Genomic DNA, 16204 nt, shown 5'->3' on the forward strand with positions numbered 1-16204 from the left:
AATAATATTATTTTAAATGATATATTTAAACTATTTTACATAGTATAGGATAGAATTAGATGAAAGCAGTGATTCCTGTAGCAGGATTGGGTACACGTATGTTACCGGCCACAAAAGCTATTCCAAAAGAAATGCTGACTGTGGCCGATAAACCATTAATTCAATATATCGTTCAGGAATGTGCTGCTGCAGGAATTAATGAAATTGTCCTGGTTAACCATGCATTTAAAGCGGCAATTGAAAATCACTTTGATACGGCATTTGAGCTGGAAACACAGTTGCAGAACAAAGGTAAAACGGCTTTATTGGATGAAATCCGAAACGTATTACCTCGTGGAATGCAAATAATACAAGTCCGTCAAAGTGAAGCCAAAGGTTTGGGTCATGCAATGCTGTGTGCTCGTTCTGTTATTGGTGATGAACCATTTGCTGTTTTACTGCCAGATGTGCTGATAGATGAAAAAGCCTGTAATCTGGCTACAGATAATCTGGCTGCAATGCTAAAACAGTTCCAGACTACACAGCGCAGCCAGATTATGGTTGAACGTGTACCGATGAGTGAGGTTAATAAATACGGCATTGTTGATTGTAATGGTCAGCAGGCTGATTCCGGAAACAGCATCAAGATGAGTGCCATTGTCGAAAAACCTTCAACAGAACAGGCTCCGTCTGATCTGGCTGTGGTTGGCCGTTATGTACTTTCAGCCGGTATCTGGTCTAAACTGGAAAAAACACTGCCCGGTGCAGGAGGCGAGATTCAGCTTACTGATGCCATCGCCGCCCTGATGCAGCAGGAAGCTGTGGATGCTTTTGTGATTCAGGGTTATTCACATGATTGCGGTAACAAACTTGGCTATATGAAAACTTTCATTGAATATAGCCTGCGTCACAATCAATGTGGTACCGCACTCAGACAATGGCTGCAGCAGCAAGCATTTTGATACAGGCAGATACAGATAGATATAAACATCGATTACATTTTGCCGGATGTTTTTGGCAAATGATTCAGGAATAGTTGCAGATCATCCGGTAAAGGAGCGGTAAGCTGTAAAATATCGCCACTAACCGGATGAGCCAGCGTTAATTCAGCAGCATGTAAAAACATTCTTTTCAGCCCGGCTTTTTGCAAGCGCTTATTTATCTGATAATCGCCATAACGCTCATCTCCGGCAATAGGGCATAACTGTGATTGCATATGGACACGTATCTGGTGGGTGCGGCCTGTTTTAAGTGTTGCTTCCATAAGTGTTAATGCTCTGATGCCCATATGATGTAATTGCTCGCCTGCATAACGTCGCAGTATCCGGAACTGCGTATGTGCCCGTTGTCCTTCCTGGGTATTGCCGGCGATACGTACCATTTTTTCCCCTTGTGCGCCGGTGTATTTCAGCAGTGGAAGTTTAACTTGCCGTATATTTTCCGGCCAGTTGCCAATGGCCAGGGCTAGGTACACTTTATGCGGATGATTCTGGCGGATTGATTCATGCAGTTTGACCAAAGCACTGCGTTTTTTGGCTATCATCAGCAAGCCGCTGGTATCTTTATCCAGCCGGTGAACTAGCTCCAGATAACGGGATTCAGGGCGGGCGCGGCGCAGCTGCTCAATGACGCCAAAACTAATACCACTGCCGCCATGTACAGCAATACCGGCTGGTTTGTTAATTACAAGTAATACATCATCTTCATACACAACCGTAAATTCCTGAGCAGGAATAGCCAAAGTTGTTGCGGATGCGTGTCTGGCCGCAATGTGAATAGGAGGTAAGCGGATCTCATCATTAATTTGAATCCGGTCTGTTCCTTTGCAGCGTTTTTTGTTCAGCCGGACTTCCCCGCTACGAATAATGCGCTGAATATGACTTTTCGGTACTCCTTTTAATTCCCGTATTAGATAATTATCCAGTCTCTGACCGGCACTTTCTGCACAGACAGATAAAAACTGCACTGAATCTTTGCTTAAAACCGTCATATTGCTTATAATCCGTAAGCTTTTATAAATAAATAAAAGTCATCAGTGGTCATGGCCAAATATCGTGTTGGCAGACTGAACTGAACTAAAAATGGCCGCATTTTGCCCGAAGCTGAAAAAGTGCCTGAAAGCGCAATTTGGCTGTAAATAATGAAATGTTAACGTATTTACCGGAAAAACGCACTGTTGCAGGCGTATTTCCCCGTGTTGCTGACCAGCCGTCAGCAGCAAGGGTTAGTGATTAAGTTTGACTCCATCAGGTGGCAAGCCACGGCTTCAGACGTGATCAGGCAGGACAAAACCTGAAAACGCAGCCGCTAATGTGCCCGAGCACCTGACAGAATAACAGAAGAATGGCTACCCCAGTTAAGTGTCCAATCCATACTGATCGGATACCGGACACACCCTGTTTAGCAGGAATTATGATGCTGAATGGCGGATATGATCTTTACACCTTCTTTATGATGAAAGCCTGTTTAGTTTGCCGCGAATGACTTAATCGGGCAAGGCTATGGGTGTCAAATACTAATTACAACGCCTCGTCAGTGCACACAACGAGGTTTTCATGAAACGAATGTTATTCAATGCTACACAGGCTGAAGAGCTGCGTGTGGCTATTGTGGATGGGCAAAGTCTGCTTGACCTTGACATCGAAACGCTGGGGAAAGAACAGCGTAAAGGCAATATCTATAAAGGTGTCATTACCCGTATTGAACCTTCTCTAGAAGCATGTTTTGTAGACTATGGCACAGACCGTCATGGTTTCTTACCATTTAAAGAAATCTCACGCAGCTATTTTCAGAATTATGAAGGTGGTCGTGTCCGGATTCAGGATGTACTTTCAGAAGGTATAGAAGTCATTGTACAAGTGGAAAAAGATGAGCGCGGTAATAAAGGCGCAGCTCTGACCACTTTTATCAGTCTGGCCGGACGCTATCTGGTATTGATGCCGAACAATCCGCGTGGCGGCGGTGTTTCCCGTCGTATTGAAGGAGAAGACCGGCAGGAGCTCAAGCAGGCAATGAGTGAGCTTGATACACCGCGCGGAATGAGCCTGATTGCACGTACAGCCGGTATTGGACGCAGTACCGAAGAATTACAGTGGGATCTTAATTATCTGATTCAGTTGTGGCGGGCAATTGAGCAGGCGGCACAGCAGCATAGTGAGCCTTACCTGCTGTTTATGGAAAGTTCCTTACTTATTCGTGCCATTCGCGATTATTTCCAGCCGGATATCGGGGAAATTCTGATTGACTCTCAGGAAGTGTATGATCAGATTCGTGAGTTTATGTCTTATGTGATGCCAGCCTATATTAACCGGTTGCGGCATTATACCGACCATATTCCGCTGTTTTCCCGTTTTCAGATAGAGCAGCAGATTGAGTCTGCGTTTTCGCGTGAAGTTGCTTTGCCATCCGGTGGTGCTATAGTTATCGACCACACCGAAGCATTGGTATCCATAGATGTTAACTCTGCCAGAGCAACCCGTGGTGCGGATATTGAAGATACTGCTTTCAAAACCAATATGGAGGCTGCTGAAGAGGTTGCACGGCAGATGCGTGTGCGTGACCTGGGCGGACTGGTAGTTATCGACTTCATTGACATGGAGAACAGTAAAAATCAGCGTGATGTAGAAATTACCCTGCGTGAAGCGCTGAAAAAAGACCGTGCCCGGGTACAAATGGCTAAATTGTCCCGCTTTGGTTTAATGGAATTATCCAGACAACGCCTGAAACCATCATTGGGAGAAAGTAGTCATACCATTTGTCCGCGCTGTGCCGGCACTGGTTTTATCCGCAGTATTGAATCAACTGCATTACACATCCTGCGCATCATTCAGGAAGAGTCAATGAAAGATAACACCGCTGAAGTACGGGTACAGGTACCGGTGGATGTGGCTACTTTTCTGCTGAATGAAAAACGTGCTGAACTGTTTGGTCTGGAAGAACGCCTGGATGTATGTGTATTGCTGATTCCGAATATTCATCTGGAAAATCCGCATTACAGCGTGACCCGTGTACGTACCGATAATGTGGAAGAAAATACCGTTCCCAGCTACCATCAGGTACAGGAACCGGAAAATATAGGCGAACTGCCTTTTTCTATTGGTCAGAATAAACCGGTTAAGCCAGAGGCGGCTGTTAAAGGAATTCATCATACTCAGCCTGCTCCGGTTATTGAGAAAACTGCTACAGGTAAAACTGAATCAGCAGGTATGTGGAAAAAACTGACTGGCTGGCTGGGTAATCTGCTGGGTGGAAAAGCGGTTGAATCTGCTGCATCAGATCGTACGGTAGCAGAAAAAACTGTCAAAACCACGCATCAGAAAAAAAATCAGAAATCACAGACACAAGAACGCCGTCAGGCACGTGCCGGCCGGTTGGTTAAAAATACTGATTCAGCCTCCAAAAGTAATAGTACCAATGACAATAAAGTATCAACTGATCCGGCAATAACTAATCGGTCAGCCAGTGAGAATCGTAACCGGCGTGAAGAAAAGCGTGCTGACAGATATGCAACGGCACAGGCAGATACAGTAGCTGATTCAGTTCAGGAACAAAATACTTTTAAACAGGAGCAGAATACCTCGCGCAGACGTCGTCAGCGGACATCAGGCAAAAATGAAATGCCTGTACAACATGCTAATATAATTAATCCGGTTGACGAAACTCAGGCCGGAGATCCTCTGATTATTACTCTGACAGATACCGGATCGAAAAATGAACGGCATAAAGCACGGCATGATAAAAACAGCCGTCGACAGAATGGTAAGAAAAAACGCAATTACATTGTTTCTGCCAGAAAAATAAGTAGAAATATTGATATTGCTGCTATTACTGCACAAATACAGTTAACTGCTGAGCATGTACTCAATCCTGAAAAAGATATTAATCATATTAGTAATTATTCAGTACAACCGAATACGTTGAGTGAAACTCATGATGTAATCGTGCAAAATGCAGTCGCACAGGCAAAGCTGGCTATTACACATGTGCTGGCGCAGTTAGAAACTGAGCAGCAATTATCTGTTGTTGATAAAGCAGATATTGTTGGTACTGAAACTATTATTCAGACTCAAGAGGCGATTACAACTGAGCCTGAAATAATGATTACCAGCACAGATGCAGATAACAGTTTGTGCCGTATTGCTGAACAAGGCGGGCTGATACTAGTTGAGACCAGTGCGGATAAGATAGTTTTAACCGGTAAAGATGCAGAGCTGGTTCCGGAGCAGCCTAAACTGCGGCGTAAAGATATTGTGCTTAGCAAGGCAGATGCTGCTGCTGTGACACCGGCGGCCTTGGAGCAGGTTGAAACCAGAGCATAGACAGATGTGCGCGCTTTTGGTAGCTAAATGATTAGTATTTCGTTTGTATGAATACCATCAGCGCTTCTGAGAAAATATCATGCTGAATTAAGAATGATATTTATAAATTACTTATTAATTTGTACAATACTGGTAACCAATTAAGCAGCTATTGGAATGTATTTTGCACAGGTGACAATAAGTTACCTCTGATACAATAGCTGCTCAGACTGATTATTTAATTCAGTTATTGTGTTGAAAAAGTGCAACACTTTTAAAAACTGAAAATATTTTATTTTAATGGATTATTTTTTATATAATTCATTGAATTTAATTGAAAATATTGTTATTTACCTATTATTTGCCGCAGTAGGATTGGTCAAAAGTGTTGTGTGTTTGCAAATGAATTTGTTTTTTTGCAACTAAAGCATTATATTGACAGCCATGAAATCGCTAATGCGGCGATTAATGCAAAACTTTAAAAGCTCTTCATTAGGTTTTTGAAGTTTGTTTTTTCGACATAGAAAAGGAATACAGCAATGAAAAAAACCCTGATTGCTTTGGCTTTGACCACTTTGCCGGTTGCCGCTATGGCTGAGGTTGTTTTGTATGGCCAAATGAAAGCAGGCTATGAAGTTTCTTCTACTAAAACCAGTGGTGAAACCCGCGGTCCGTACCAGAATGGTATTGGTGACTACGGTTCACGTATCGGTTTCAAAGGTTCTGAAGACCTGGGTAACGGTCTGAAAGCTATCTGGCAGGTTGAATCCCGCATTCATTTGGGTAATAGTAATGGCGGATCTGATGGCTGGGCTAACCGTGACTCTTTCTTAGGTTTGGAAACTAAATACGGTACTGTTCGCGCTGGTCGTATCAGCAATCAGATGAATGCTAATATGGACATCGTTGATGCATGGGAATACAACAATGAAGCATTGGGTCTGGGTAAATTCACCCGTACTGATGCCCGTTATGTAGGTATTGCTTACGATTCTCCGGAATGGGCTGGTTTCAGCTTCAACTTATTGTACTCTCCGCGTGATAACGTAAACGGTGGTGATCGTCCTGCTGAGTACGCAGCTGGTATCGGTACCGGTGAGAAATACAGCCTTGGTTTGAACTACCAAAATTCTGGCTGGTTTGCTAAATACGGTTTTGACTACCTGAAAAATTCTGCTGTTAAAGTTAATGATGATCTGACAACAGATCTGAAAGATGGTCAGGTACACCGTGTTGAAGGTGGTTATGATGCCAATAATTGGTTTGTAGGTGTTGGATATCAGTACACTAAAAACACTACTTCATACTACAGAGGTTTAAGTGAAGCAAGTGTTGGTAGCATTGGTGACCACAATTTAACTTGGGACAACCAGGGACAGGAAGCAGCTCTGACTGTTGGTTATCACTTTGGTAATATTTTCCCGAAAATTTCCTATGCTCATGGCTGGGATGTAAAAATCAACGGTGACAAAGAGAAAAACACCAAATACGATCAGGTTGTGTTAGGTGCTGATTATGACTTCTCTAAACGTACCACTGCTAACGTACAGGCAGGCTGGTTGCGTGAAGGTAACGGCGAAGGCAATGGTAAAGACAAAACTACTGCTGTCGGCGTTGGTCTGAAACACACATTCTAATTAGTGTTTAATTCTTACTGATTAGTATTTAAGTCTAATCCCTGATTGAAGAATAGTTTAGTTTGTTCTTCAGTCAGGGATTAATTTTTTAACAATATAAATAAAATGCTATCCCAAATTATTTAACAGCTGGTTCTTCTACATTTCATTCTCGGTATTCCTTTCAGAATTTCAATACGAATACATCGAAACCTAATGATTAATGTTATATCCGAATAAATCATTTCTAGATAAATATGTATGGAAATACTCTTATAAATTATTGATACAGAAACAACTAAATAGAAATTATTATTTTTATAAAAAATATAGATATTGATATTACTGAATTATTATATTGTGATGAGTATATACTGGTATAAGTTATTATTTGAATTCAATATTTGTTTGTAATTAAGTTCAGAAATCAATGAGAATTCAAAAAATAAACCATATAAGAATATTGATATTTATCTTAACAGTACAGGTTTAACTGAATACAAGTAAAAAATGGTTTATCAGTATTGTGGTTCCGGTCAAGGATATTTATAAATTAATTCTCCGGTTGTTGTAAATGACTTTTCTGTACAATTCTTTTCTGAAAAATAAAAAATGTATTTTTAATATTTATTAAAGTGAATCTCTGTTTTTTTTAGTCAATATTATTTTAGTATCTAAAAATATAATCAGCATTTAAATACATTTCTAATATTTATTTTACCTATTCTTTAATGAAGAAAATTACCTGAATCAATAATTAGAATCAGTGGTTTGCTTTTTTATTACCCGACCAGTATATTCCGCACACTCGTCGTAATGGCGATTGATGTAAAACTTCAAAAGCTCTTCATTTGGTTTTTGAAGTTTGTATTTTTGACGTTGAGACTAGGAATACAGTAATGAAAAAAAACCTGATTGCTTTGGCTTTGACCACTTTGCCGGTTGTTGCTATGGCAGATGTTGTTTTATACGGCCAAATGAAAGCAGGCTATGAAGTATCTTCTACTAAAACCAGTGGTGACAGCCGTGGTCCGTATCAGAATGGTATAGCTGATTATGGTTCACGCATTGGTTTCAAGGGTTCTGAAGATTTAGGTAATGGTCTGAAAGCTATCTGGCAGGTTGAGTCTGCTATCCATCTGGGTAACAGTAATGGTAAAGCTGATGGCTGGGCTAATCGTGATTCTTTCATTGGTTTTCAGTCTGAATTCGGTACTGTTCGTGCTGGTCGTATTAGTAATCAGATGAAGGCCAATATGGATACAGTAGATCCATGGGAATACAATAATGAAGTGCTGGGTTTAGGTAAATTTACCCGTACCGGTCAGCGTTATGTAGGTATTGCTTACGATTCTCCGGAATGGGCTGGTTTCAAATTTAATGCATTATACTCTCCGCGTGATAATGTAAATGGCGGTGATCGGAACAGTGAGTATGATTATGGTATGGGTGCCGGCGATAAATACAGTATCGGTCTGAATTATCGCAATGCCGGATATTTTGCAAAATATGGCTTCGATTATCTGAAAAATTCAGCAGCTATAATGACTGAATCCGGTAACACTAAATTAAAAGACGGTCAGGTACATCGCGTTGAAGGCGGCTATGATGCTAATAATCTGTTTGTAGGTGTAGGTTACCAATATACCAAAAATACCAGCTCTTATTTCAATGGTTTAAAAGGTGCTTCTATTCCTGTAGGCGTAAATGAGCAGGGTAACTTAATCAGCATGAATGTTGGTGATCATAATGTAACCTGGGATAATCAGGGACAGGAAGCAGCTCTGACTGTTGGTTACCACTTTGGTAATATTTTTCCGAAATTCACTTATGCCCATGGCTGGGACATTAAGTTGGATGGCGATAAAATGAAAAATACCAAATACGATCAGGTCGTATTAGGTGCTGATTATGATTTCTCTAAACATACTACTGCTAATGTACAGGCTGGCTGGTTGCGTGAGGGTAACGGCTACAATGAACTGAACGAAAGCAGAGGTAAAAATAAAACTACTGCATTTGGTGTTGGTCTGAAACATACTTTCTAATCAGGCTTTGTTAGCTGATTTTAGAATAAACCCCGCAGCAGCGGGGTTTATTTTTTATATCCGGTAAATCTAACCAGTTAATTATTGAAATAAAATACATCTGTACTTTGTATCTGCAATCAGATTTGCATAATTATTTAATTAATAATTTTACTTAAAAGCCGTTTTTTTTCTGTTTTATTTATTACGATGTCGTTTGATATACCAGTATATCAGCAAAGCAAATATAGCTACTATCAGAATAACAGCAAAGAGCAGTTTCGTGTATTGCTGAAACTCTGCAAACAGCCATTGCGCTGATTGTCCGAACAGATAACCAAAACTAACGATAATGGTTGCCCAGAGTAAAGCGCCCAATGCATTAAATAACAGAAACCGATGGAATGTTACTTTACTCATACCGATGGCAATCGGGCCGGCAATACGCAAACCATACATGAAGCGTACCCCGATAATAATGACAGAGCTGTGTTTACACAGCAAACGATCAGTTTTGGCTACCATCGGATCCAGTTTAGGGAAATGCTGCAATAGGTGTTTACCATAATAACGGCCAAGCAAAAAACATATCTGGTCTCCCAGCATCCCGCCAGCTGCCGCACACAGGATTGAAGGCACAAATAATAAATAGCCTTTGTGTACGAAAAAGCCGGCCAGGGTCAGTATGGTTTCACCTTCAAGAATGCTGCCGATAAATATAGCCAGATAGCCATAGTGATTCAGTAATTGCTCAACATTCATCTGTTTAATAGGGTTAGAAAGAAATCATTTGTTAAACATAATGTTGTTTGAACCGTTCTGGCAATCTGTTTTGCCAGAACCAGACAAAATTTACACGCCATATTGTTTGCGGTAATCTGCTACCGGCTGGCGATAATCAGCCAGTGTTGAGTCATTTTCTAATAACAGCAGTAAATCTTCCAATGTGGCAATGGCCGTTACCGGTATTTGATACTGTTGTTCGACTTCCTGAACGGCGGATTGATTTCCCTGACCTTTTTCCATGCGGTCAAGTGCAATGGCTACACCTGCAGTAACCGCGCCTTCACGCTGGATGATGGCAACCGATTCACGTACGGAAGTACCGGCTGAAATAACATCGTCTATAATCAGTACACGACCTTTAAGCGGTGCACCAACCAGTACACCACCTTCGCCATGGTCTTTTGCTTCTTTACGGTTATAGGCATATGGTACATTACGCCCTTCTTCCGCCAACATCATGGCTGTTGCTGCGGCCAGAATAATGCCTTTATAGGCCGGTCCGAACAGCATATCAAATTCAATACCGCTGGCAAGAATCGAGCGTGCATAAAAACGTGCCAGTTGCAGAATACTATAGCCATCGTTAAACAGTCCGGCATTGAAAAAATAAGGTGATTGTCTGCCGGCTTTGGTTGCGAACTGGCCAAATTTTAAAACATGCTGTTGCAGAGCGAAGTGCAGAAAATCCTGACGGAAATCAGACATAATGATCCTTAATGGTAAAATGGCAGATTAAAAATTTTAAGATGTAAATTTTATCATTAATCGAAAGGACATGCGGATGCGCATTATTTCAGCCAATGTAAACGGAATACGTTCAGCTACCAGTAAGGGTTTTATTGATTATCTGGCGCAGGCACAGGCTGATATTGTGTGTGTTCAGGAGTTAAAAGCCCAGGAAGCCGATATGAATGAGCAGATGAAGCATCCGCTGGGTATGTATGGTGCGTGGCATACCGCAGTGAAACGCGGCTATAGTGGTGTGGCAATTTACAGTAAACAGCAGCCCGATGACGTGCAAATCGGCTTAGGATGGGAAGATTTTGATCATGAAGGCCGCTATGTACGTGCTGATTTTGGCAAGCTCAGTGTTATTTCAGTATATCTGCCTTCCGGAAGCAGTTCGGAAGAGCGGCAGCAGGCTAAATTCTGTTTTCTGGATAAATTTTTACCGGTTCTGCGCGAATTACAAGCCTTACAGCGCGATATCGTAATCTGTGGCGACTGGAATATAGCGCACCAGAATATTGATTTAAAAAACTGGCGCGGCAATCTGAAAAATTCCGGTTTTTTGCCGGAAGAGCGTGAATGGCTGAGTCAGATTATCAATGAGCTTGGCTGGGTAGATATCTGGCGTACGCTGTATCCTGAGATTCCCGGTTATACCTGGTGGAGCAATCGGGGGCAGGCTTATGCCAAAGATGTAGGCTGGCGTATTGATTATCAGATGGCTACGCCGGCATTGGCTGCCTGTGCACAAACTGCTACGATCTATAAAGAAGAAAAATTTTCTGATCATGCGCCTTTGATTGTTGATTATGACTATCAAATAAAGTGCACAAAGTAATGCAATTGGTTTTCGGCAACCATATAACAATCTGATCAGCGGGTAGTTTGCATGACCAGTAATATATTTAATCCGGCTACCAGTGAATAGGCAGAAGCGGGTAGGGCTGCATGCTCTATCCGCTTATGATAAATTCTATTTCCCATCGCTATCATTAATTACATTCGCGTAAAGCGTTCAGTAAACGCCTGTATATTGATTGTCTGATGGCAGACTGATATTTGCCGTGGTAATAAATATGGGAATATCAGGAACAAGTATTCATGGAACTGAGTTAATGTGATTTAATTAATGGTTTCTACAATATCGTATTCCTGCATTTTATATAATAATGTTCTTTTGCTGACGCCTAGAGAGCGGGCGGTATTTTCCCGGTGACCGTTATTCAGCCTCAATTCATTAATGATTAATTCTTTTTCATAAATTTTAACTTTTTCTTTTAAGGTGGCACCCAGCTGTTCATCTTCACTAAAATCAGGATGAAAATCAGGTGTTTTTTTATGAGCAATAATTTGTGCGGGCAAATCTTGCGGATAGATAAATAGTCCGTTAGACATGACCACTGCATGTTCGATGGCATTAGACAATTCACGTACATTGCCCGGCCATGGGTATTGATTAAGTACTTCTACCGCACTAATCGAAAAATCCAGTAACTCCTTATTATTTTCATGGCAAAACTGATTGGCAAAATAGCGCGCCAGCAGCATGACATCATTTTTTCGGTCGCGTAAGGGTGGTAAGCTTAATTCCATTACGTTCAGTCTGTAGAATAAATCTTCTCGGAATTCACCAGTGCTGATCATATCCTGAAGGCTGCGATTGGTAGCGGCAATCAGCCTGAAATCAGTTTTAATTAATCTGCTGCCACCGATTGGTTCGAATTCTCTTTCCTGGATTACCCGCAGAAGCTTAACCTGTAGATTGGTTGACATTTCAGCCACTTCATCCAGAAAAAGTGTCCCCTGGTGTGCTCGCTCAAATAAACCAATCTGGCGTTGATAAGCGCCGGTAAATGATCCTTTTTCATGCCCGAACAAAGTACTTTCCAGCAAGGTTTCCGGTAATGCACCGCAGTTTACTTTGATAAACGGGCCGGTTGAGCGGGTACTGTAATAATGAATGGTTTTGGCGACTAATTCTTTACCCGTACCGCTTTCACCAGTAATCAATACGGTGGTTTTGGTTTGTGAAATTTTGGCAATATTGCGGCACAGTTCCATCATATTCGGGCTGTTAGTCAGAATATGACCCTTATTATCCGAGCTGAATAATTCTATTTTTGGCGATAAATCCATTCCCTCTTTTTTAGCTTTGCTCAACTCCAGGGTACGTTTTATCAGTGCTTTGAGTTCATTCAGGTCAAAGGGTTTAACAATATAATCAATTGCACCGAGTTTTAATGCTTCTACCGCCGTATCCACACCGGCATAGGCAGTCATAAGAATGATGGATATATCAGTATAGTTCTGTTTAATTATTTTCAGTGCTTCCAGCCCGCTCATCTGAGGCAGGCGATTATCCATTAAAATTAAATCAACCGGCTGCTGTTCTAAGGTTTCAATAGCGTCTTCTGCATTATCAACAGCAATAACCTGATAATGTTCCTGTGATAAAAAAATAGATAACAGTTTGCGCAGATTTAATTCATCTTCGACAATTAAGATTTTTTCTGACATAAATTCCGGATTATTGTGTATCAGTTAACGGGAAGTGCTACTTCAACCGTAACACCATTGCTGTGCTCATTATTTTTAATGCTAATTTGCCCTTTATGTGAGGAAACTATTTTCTCTACCATGGCCAGACCCAGTCCGGTACCAGAAATTTTAGTGGTAAAAAATGGTGTAAAGATTTTATCCATTATTTCGCTTTTAATGCCTTCACCATCATCCTTTATCCGGATTAACTGATACTTTTGGTTAGCAGACATTAATGTAGATATTTCAATTTTGCCCTGATCACTGACTGCCTGAATGGCATTGATTAATAAATTCAGTATTGCTTGTTTGATTAATTCTTTATCCAGATACAATGGCGGTAACTGGCTGGCTAATGAAAGAGTCAGGACGATGTTATTTGAGCGGTGAGATGAATTAACCAGTACCAGCACTTCATTAATCAGGTCGTTTAATTGTACCGAAACATAATAATTTTTTGAGGGTACTGAGAAATCAAGTAGCTGCTGAATTACCTGATTAATCGAATCGACTTCTTTCAGAATAATATCAAGATATTCATTTTGCTCAGCACGAGGTAAATCATTTTGCAGATATTGCACGAAGCCGCGTACTGCAGCCAGCGGATTGCGGATTTCATGGGCAATGCCTGCCATCAGCTCGCCCAGTGCCACCAGACGTTCGGTTTGCTGGATTAGCTTTTCTACTTCTTCCCGTTCGGTGATATCTTTAAAAATAACGACGGCACCAATAATATTGCCCTGATAATCTTTCAGATGGCTGGTGCTGGCTGAGATTCGGATAATTTGCCGGGCAACCGGGAAATCTACTTCCACACCGACATGATCGATACCATTATATAAAGTATCCAGTAAAGGACTTTGAAAATTTTTATCATCAACTATGGTTGAATATGGCCGGCCAAGGACTTGTTCCAGCTGATAGCCGGTGATTTTTTCTGCAGCCGGATTTAACATGGTAATAAAGCCATTATTATCCACAGTAATAACCGCATCCAGTGTGTTTTCCAGAATCAGCTCGTTGATGGTTTTGGTTTTTCTGAGCTTTTCGGCCAGACTGTTAATTCCGCTGACAATTTCATTCAGCTCACCGCGAATAACCGGCAGACGACTGTCCAGCGAGAAGGGGAGTTTTTCCAGCCCCTGTTTGATTATATTGATATCAGTATTCAGTTTTCTGGATAAAACAGAAGCAATACAAATACAGCTCAGCATACAGATCAGGCTGATAATAATGACATTTTTATCAAATACAAAGGCCTGTTTTTCAATGTCATCTAAAGTTTCATTAGCCCAGATATAGCCGATTATCTGATTATTGCGCACAATAGGAGTCATGGCATTCATGATATTGCCGCGGACTTGCTGGCCGGTTTCAATCATATGCCGGCCGCTGGTCATGACTTCACGCCCTTTATGCTCCGCCGGAATAGATTTACCAACATTCACACCATAGGCTGACTGCGGGGCATACAACACAATGGCATCTAATTGTTTATGATAATAACCGGCTGCAATATTCGGCATGTCTTTCAGCAGCGGTTCAATTTTAGGAGAGAGATACTGATTAAGCTGGGTAATTTGTTGTGTTCGGGGCAGGCTTTTATCCACCTGCTGGTAAGCATCACCTAAAAGCAAATCCAGAGTTTTGGTAATGGCATAAAGTTTATGACTTTTTTCCTGTCTGAGAAGTTCGCGCCCTTCTTTATCAATTAGAACGGCACAGACAAAAATTGAAAAACAGGATAGGAAGGTCACCAGTAAAAAAATACGGGCACTGATTCGTTCCGGATATAGGCGCTGAAGAAAACTGGTGTTCATAAGTGCTCAAATATCCATAATTATCAATAAAATATTTTTAGTATCCGGCTGGTACACAGCCAAAATATTTATCTGAATTAATTTTAAATTATCGGATGAATTATGCAAATTAACAAGTCAGGCGATATCGGATAAATTCATTACCACCTGACTGATTAACCTAATCATATATCTGTTAACCAGACATAACTCTTAGTTTGACCGGAATATCATTAACAGCGTTCCAGAATAACAGCCGTACCTTGTCCGCCGCCAATGCATAATGTTGCCAGTCCCAGCTGTTTATCACGATGAAGCATGGAATAAAGCAGGGTAACCAGAATACGCGCACCGCTGGCACCAATAGGATGACCCAGGGCAATGGCACCACCATGAATATTGGTTTTGTCCATGTCAAAATTTAGCTCGCGACCGACACCGAGGAATTGAGCAGCAAAAGCTTCATTTGCTTCGATTAAATCGATATCAGACATCTGTAGTGCTGCTTTTTGTAAAGCCAGCCGGGTTGCCGGTACCGGACCCATCCCCATTATGCTCGGATCTACGCCGCCAGAAGCGTAGCTGCGAATATATGCCAATGGGTTTAAGCCTAACTCTTTTGCTCTGGTTTCTGACATCAGCACAAGAGCAGCCGCACCATCATTAATACCGGAAGAATTACCCGCAGTCACTGTACCGTCTTTTTTAAACGCCGGTCTGAGTTTTGCCAGACCTTCCGCAGTGCTGTCTGCTTTGGGATATTCATCCTGTTTGAAGATAATATCGCCCTTGCGTGAGCTGATGGTAACCGGAACAATTTCTGCTTCAAAGTCACCATTGTTATTAGCTTCCGTAGCCAGCTTTTGAGAACGCAGTGCCAGTTCGTCCTGTTCCTCACGGCTGATAGAATACTGTTCAGCAATATTTTCTGCCGTAATCCCCATATGGTAATGATTGGTAGCGCAGGTTAATCCGTCATTCACCATGGTATCGTACAGTTCGGTATTACCCATTTTCAGCCCCCAGCGGGCTTTACTGCCAAGCAGATAGGGTGCCTGAGACATATTTTCCATACCGCCGGCGACAACAATATCATTGTCACCGGTTAAAATACTTTGTGTGGCCAGTACGATTGATTTAAGTCCGCTGCCGCATACCTTATTTACAGTAAAAGCCGGTACGCTGCTGGGAATACCTGCATTCAGTGCAGCCTGCCGGGCAGGATTCTGTCCCAGTCCGGCCTGAAGCACATTACCCATAATCACTTCATTTACCGCACCGGCATCCAGTGCAGCACGTTTTAAAGCTTCGTCAATAACAACTTTCCCCAAATTAATGGCACTGACAGAGGCAAGTGAACCATTAAAACTGCCGATGGCGGTGCGTGTTGCACTGACGATTACGGTTTTTGTCATAATAAACTCCCTTTTTTA

At 41.6% G+C, this 16204-nt stretch carries 11 protein-coding genes; 5 read left to right on the plus strand and 6 right to left on the minus strand.

Going from position 1 to position 16204, the window contains the following annotated elements; genetic code table 11:
* Positions 1 to 59 precede the first annotated feature (59 nt).
* Positions 60 to 941, plus strand: a complete 882-nt coding sequence (gene galU, locus H3U73_RS00840) for a UTP--glucose-1-phosphate uridylyltransferase GalU (RefSeq protein ID WP_084551762.1) — start codon at positions 60 to 62, stop codon at positions 939 to 941.
* A gap of 32 nt (positions 942 to 973) precedes the next feature.
* Here the strand turns inward: galU and H3U73_RS00845 are convergent, their stop codons facing one another.
* On the minus strand, positions 974 to 1969 hold the full coding sequence (locus H3U73_RS00845; protein ID WP_084551763.1) for an RluA family pseudouridine synthase: 996 nt from the start codon (positions 1967 to 1969) through the stop codon (positions 974 to 976).
* A 565-nt stretch (positions 1970 to 2534) separates the two neighbouring features.
* On the opposite strand from H3U73_RS00845, the gene H3U73_RS00850 reads away from it, so the two are divergent.
* The 3 genes from H3U73_RS00850 to H3U73_RS00860 all read left to right on the plus strand — a co-directional run bounded on the left by H3U73_RS00850 (position 2535) and on the right by H3U73_RS00860 (position 8940).
* Positions 2535 to 5297, plus strand: coding sequence for an Rne/Rng family ribonuclease (locus tag H3U73_RS00850; RefSeq protein ID WP_172397407.1), 2763 nt, complete (start codon positions 2535 to 2537; stop codon positions 5295 to 5297).
* A 518-nt stretch (positions 5298 to 5815) separates the two neighbouring features.
* Positions 5816 to 6913 carry a porin gene (locus H3U73_RS00855; protein ID WP_084551765.1) on the plus strand — a complete coding sequence of 366 codons (1098 nt, stop codon included), beginning with the start codon at positions 5816 to 5818 and terminating at the stop codon, positions 6911 to 6913.
* 878 nt (positions 6914 to 7791) lie between these two features.
* On the plus strand, positions 7792 to 8940 hold the full coding sequence (locus H3U73_RS00860) for a porin (RefSeq protein ID WP_198189824.1): 1149 nt from the start codon (positions 7792 to 7794) through the stop codon (positions 8938 to 8940).
* Positions 8941 to 9117: 177 nt separating this feature from the next.
* Here H3U73_RS00860 and H3U73_RS00865 read toward each other — a convergent pair whose 3' ends face one another.
* Both H3U73_RS00865 and pyrE read right to left on the minus strand, forming a co-directional pair.
* Positions 9118 to 9681, minus strand: coding sequence for a DedA family protein (locus H3U73_RS00865; protein ID WP_084552127.1), 564 nt, complete (start codon positions 9679 to 9681; stop codon positions 9118 to 9120).
* Between the two features lie 90 nt (positions 9682 to 9771).
* Positions 9772 to 10410 carry an orotate phosphoribosyltransferase gene (gene pyrE, locus H3U73_RS00870; RefSeq protein ID WP_084552126.1) on the minus strand — a complete coding sequence of 213 codons (639 nt, stop codon included), beginning with the start codon at positions 10408 to 10410 and terminating at the stop codon, positions 9772 to 9774.
* Positions 10411 to 10486: 76 nt separating this feature from the next.
* Here pyrE and H3U73_RS00875 point away from each other — a divergent pair, with 76 nt between their 5' ends.
* Positions 10487 to 11272 (plus strand): exodeoxyribonuclease III, encoded by a 786-nt coding sequence (locus H3U73_RS00875; RefSeq protein ID WP_084552125.1) that lies wholly within the window; start codon positions 10487 to 10489, stop codon positions 11270 to 11272.
* A 284-nt stretch (positions 11273 to 11556) separates the two neighbouring features.
* On the opposite strand, the gene H3U73_RS00880 is transcribed toward H3U73_RS00875, so the two are convergent.
* From H3U73_RS00880 to H3U73_RS00890, 3 genes are all read right to left on the minus strand, one after another.
* Complete coding sequence (locus H3U73_RS00880) at positions 11557 to 12951, minus strand: sigma 54-interacting transcriptional regulator (protein ID WP_025331315.1); 1395 nt, start codon at positions 12949 to 12951, stop codon at positions 11557 to 11559.
* Between the two features lie 20 nt (positions 12952 to 12971).
* Positions 12972 to 14792, minus strand: a complete 1821-nt coding sequence (gene atoS / locus H3U73_RS00885) for a two-component system sensor histidine kinase AtoS (protein WP_198189826.1) — start codon at positions 14790 to 14792, stop codon at positions 12972 to 12974.
* Positions 14793 to 15004: 212 nt separating this feature from the next.
* A complete protein-coding gene (locus tag H3U73_RS00890) occupies positions 15005 to 16186 on the minus strand; it encodes an acetyl-CoA C-acetyltransferase (protein ID WP_198189828.1) in 1182 nt (393 codons plus the stop codon).
* Between the last annotated feature and the right edge of the window lie 18 nt (positions 16187 to 16204).

Source organism: Snodgrassella sp. W8124, from assembly GCF_016100875.1.
In the GTDB taxonomy this organism is placed as follows: domain Bacteria; phylum Pseudomonadota; class Gammaproteobacteria; order Burkholderiales; family Neisseriaceae; genus Snodgrassella; species Snodgrassella alvi.

Excerpts from the sequence above, each read along its gene's own strand:
- galU (WP_084551762.1), top strand. The coding sequence starts at position 60 with ATGAAAGCAGTGATTCCTGTAGCAGGATTGGGTACACGTATGTTACCG.
- H3U73_RS00845 (WP_084551763.1), bottom strand. The coding sequence starts at position 1,969 with ATGACGGTTTTAAGCAAAGATTCAGTGCAGTTTTTATCTGTCTGTGCA.
- H3U73_RS00850 (WP_172397407.1), top strand. The coding sequence starts at position 2,535 with ATGAAACGAATGTTATTCAATGCTACACAGGCTGAAGAGCTGCGTGTG.
- H3U73_RS00855 (WP_084551765.1), top strand. The coding sequence starts at position 5,816 with ATGAAAAAAACCCTGATTGCTTTGGCTTTGACCACTTTGCCGGTTGCC.
- H3U73_RS00860 (WP_198189824.1), top strand. The coding sequence starts at position 7,792 with ATGAAAAAAAACCTGATTGCTTTGGCTTTGACCACTTTGCCGGTTGTT.
- H3U73_RS00865 (WP_084552127.1), bottom strand. The coding sequence starts at position 9,681 with ATGAATGTTGAGCAATTACTGAATCACTATGGCTATCTGGCTATATTT.
- pyrE (WP_084552126.1), bottom strand. The coding sequence starts at position 10,410 with ATGTCTGATTTCCGTCAGGATTTTCTGCACTTCGCTCTGCAACAGCAT.
- H3U73_RS00875 (WP_084552125.1), top strand. The coding sequence starts at position 10,487 with ATGCGCATTATTTCAGCCAATGTAAACGGAATACGTTCAGCTACCAGT.
- H3U73_RS00880 (WP_025331315.1), bottom strand. The coding sequence starts at position 12,951 with ATGTCAGAAAAAATCTTAATTGTCGAAGATGAATTAAATCTGCGCAAA.
- atoS (WP_198189826.1), bottom strand. The coding sequence starts at position 14,792 with ATGAACACCAGTTTTCTTCAGCGCCTATATCCGGAACGAATCAGTGCC.
- H3U73_RS00890 (WP_198189828.1), bottom strand. The coding sequence starts at position 16,186 with ATGACAAAAACCGTAATCGTCAGTGCAACACGCACCGCCATCGGCAGT.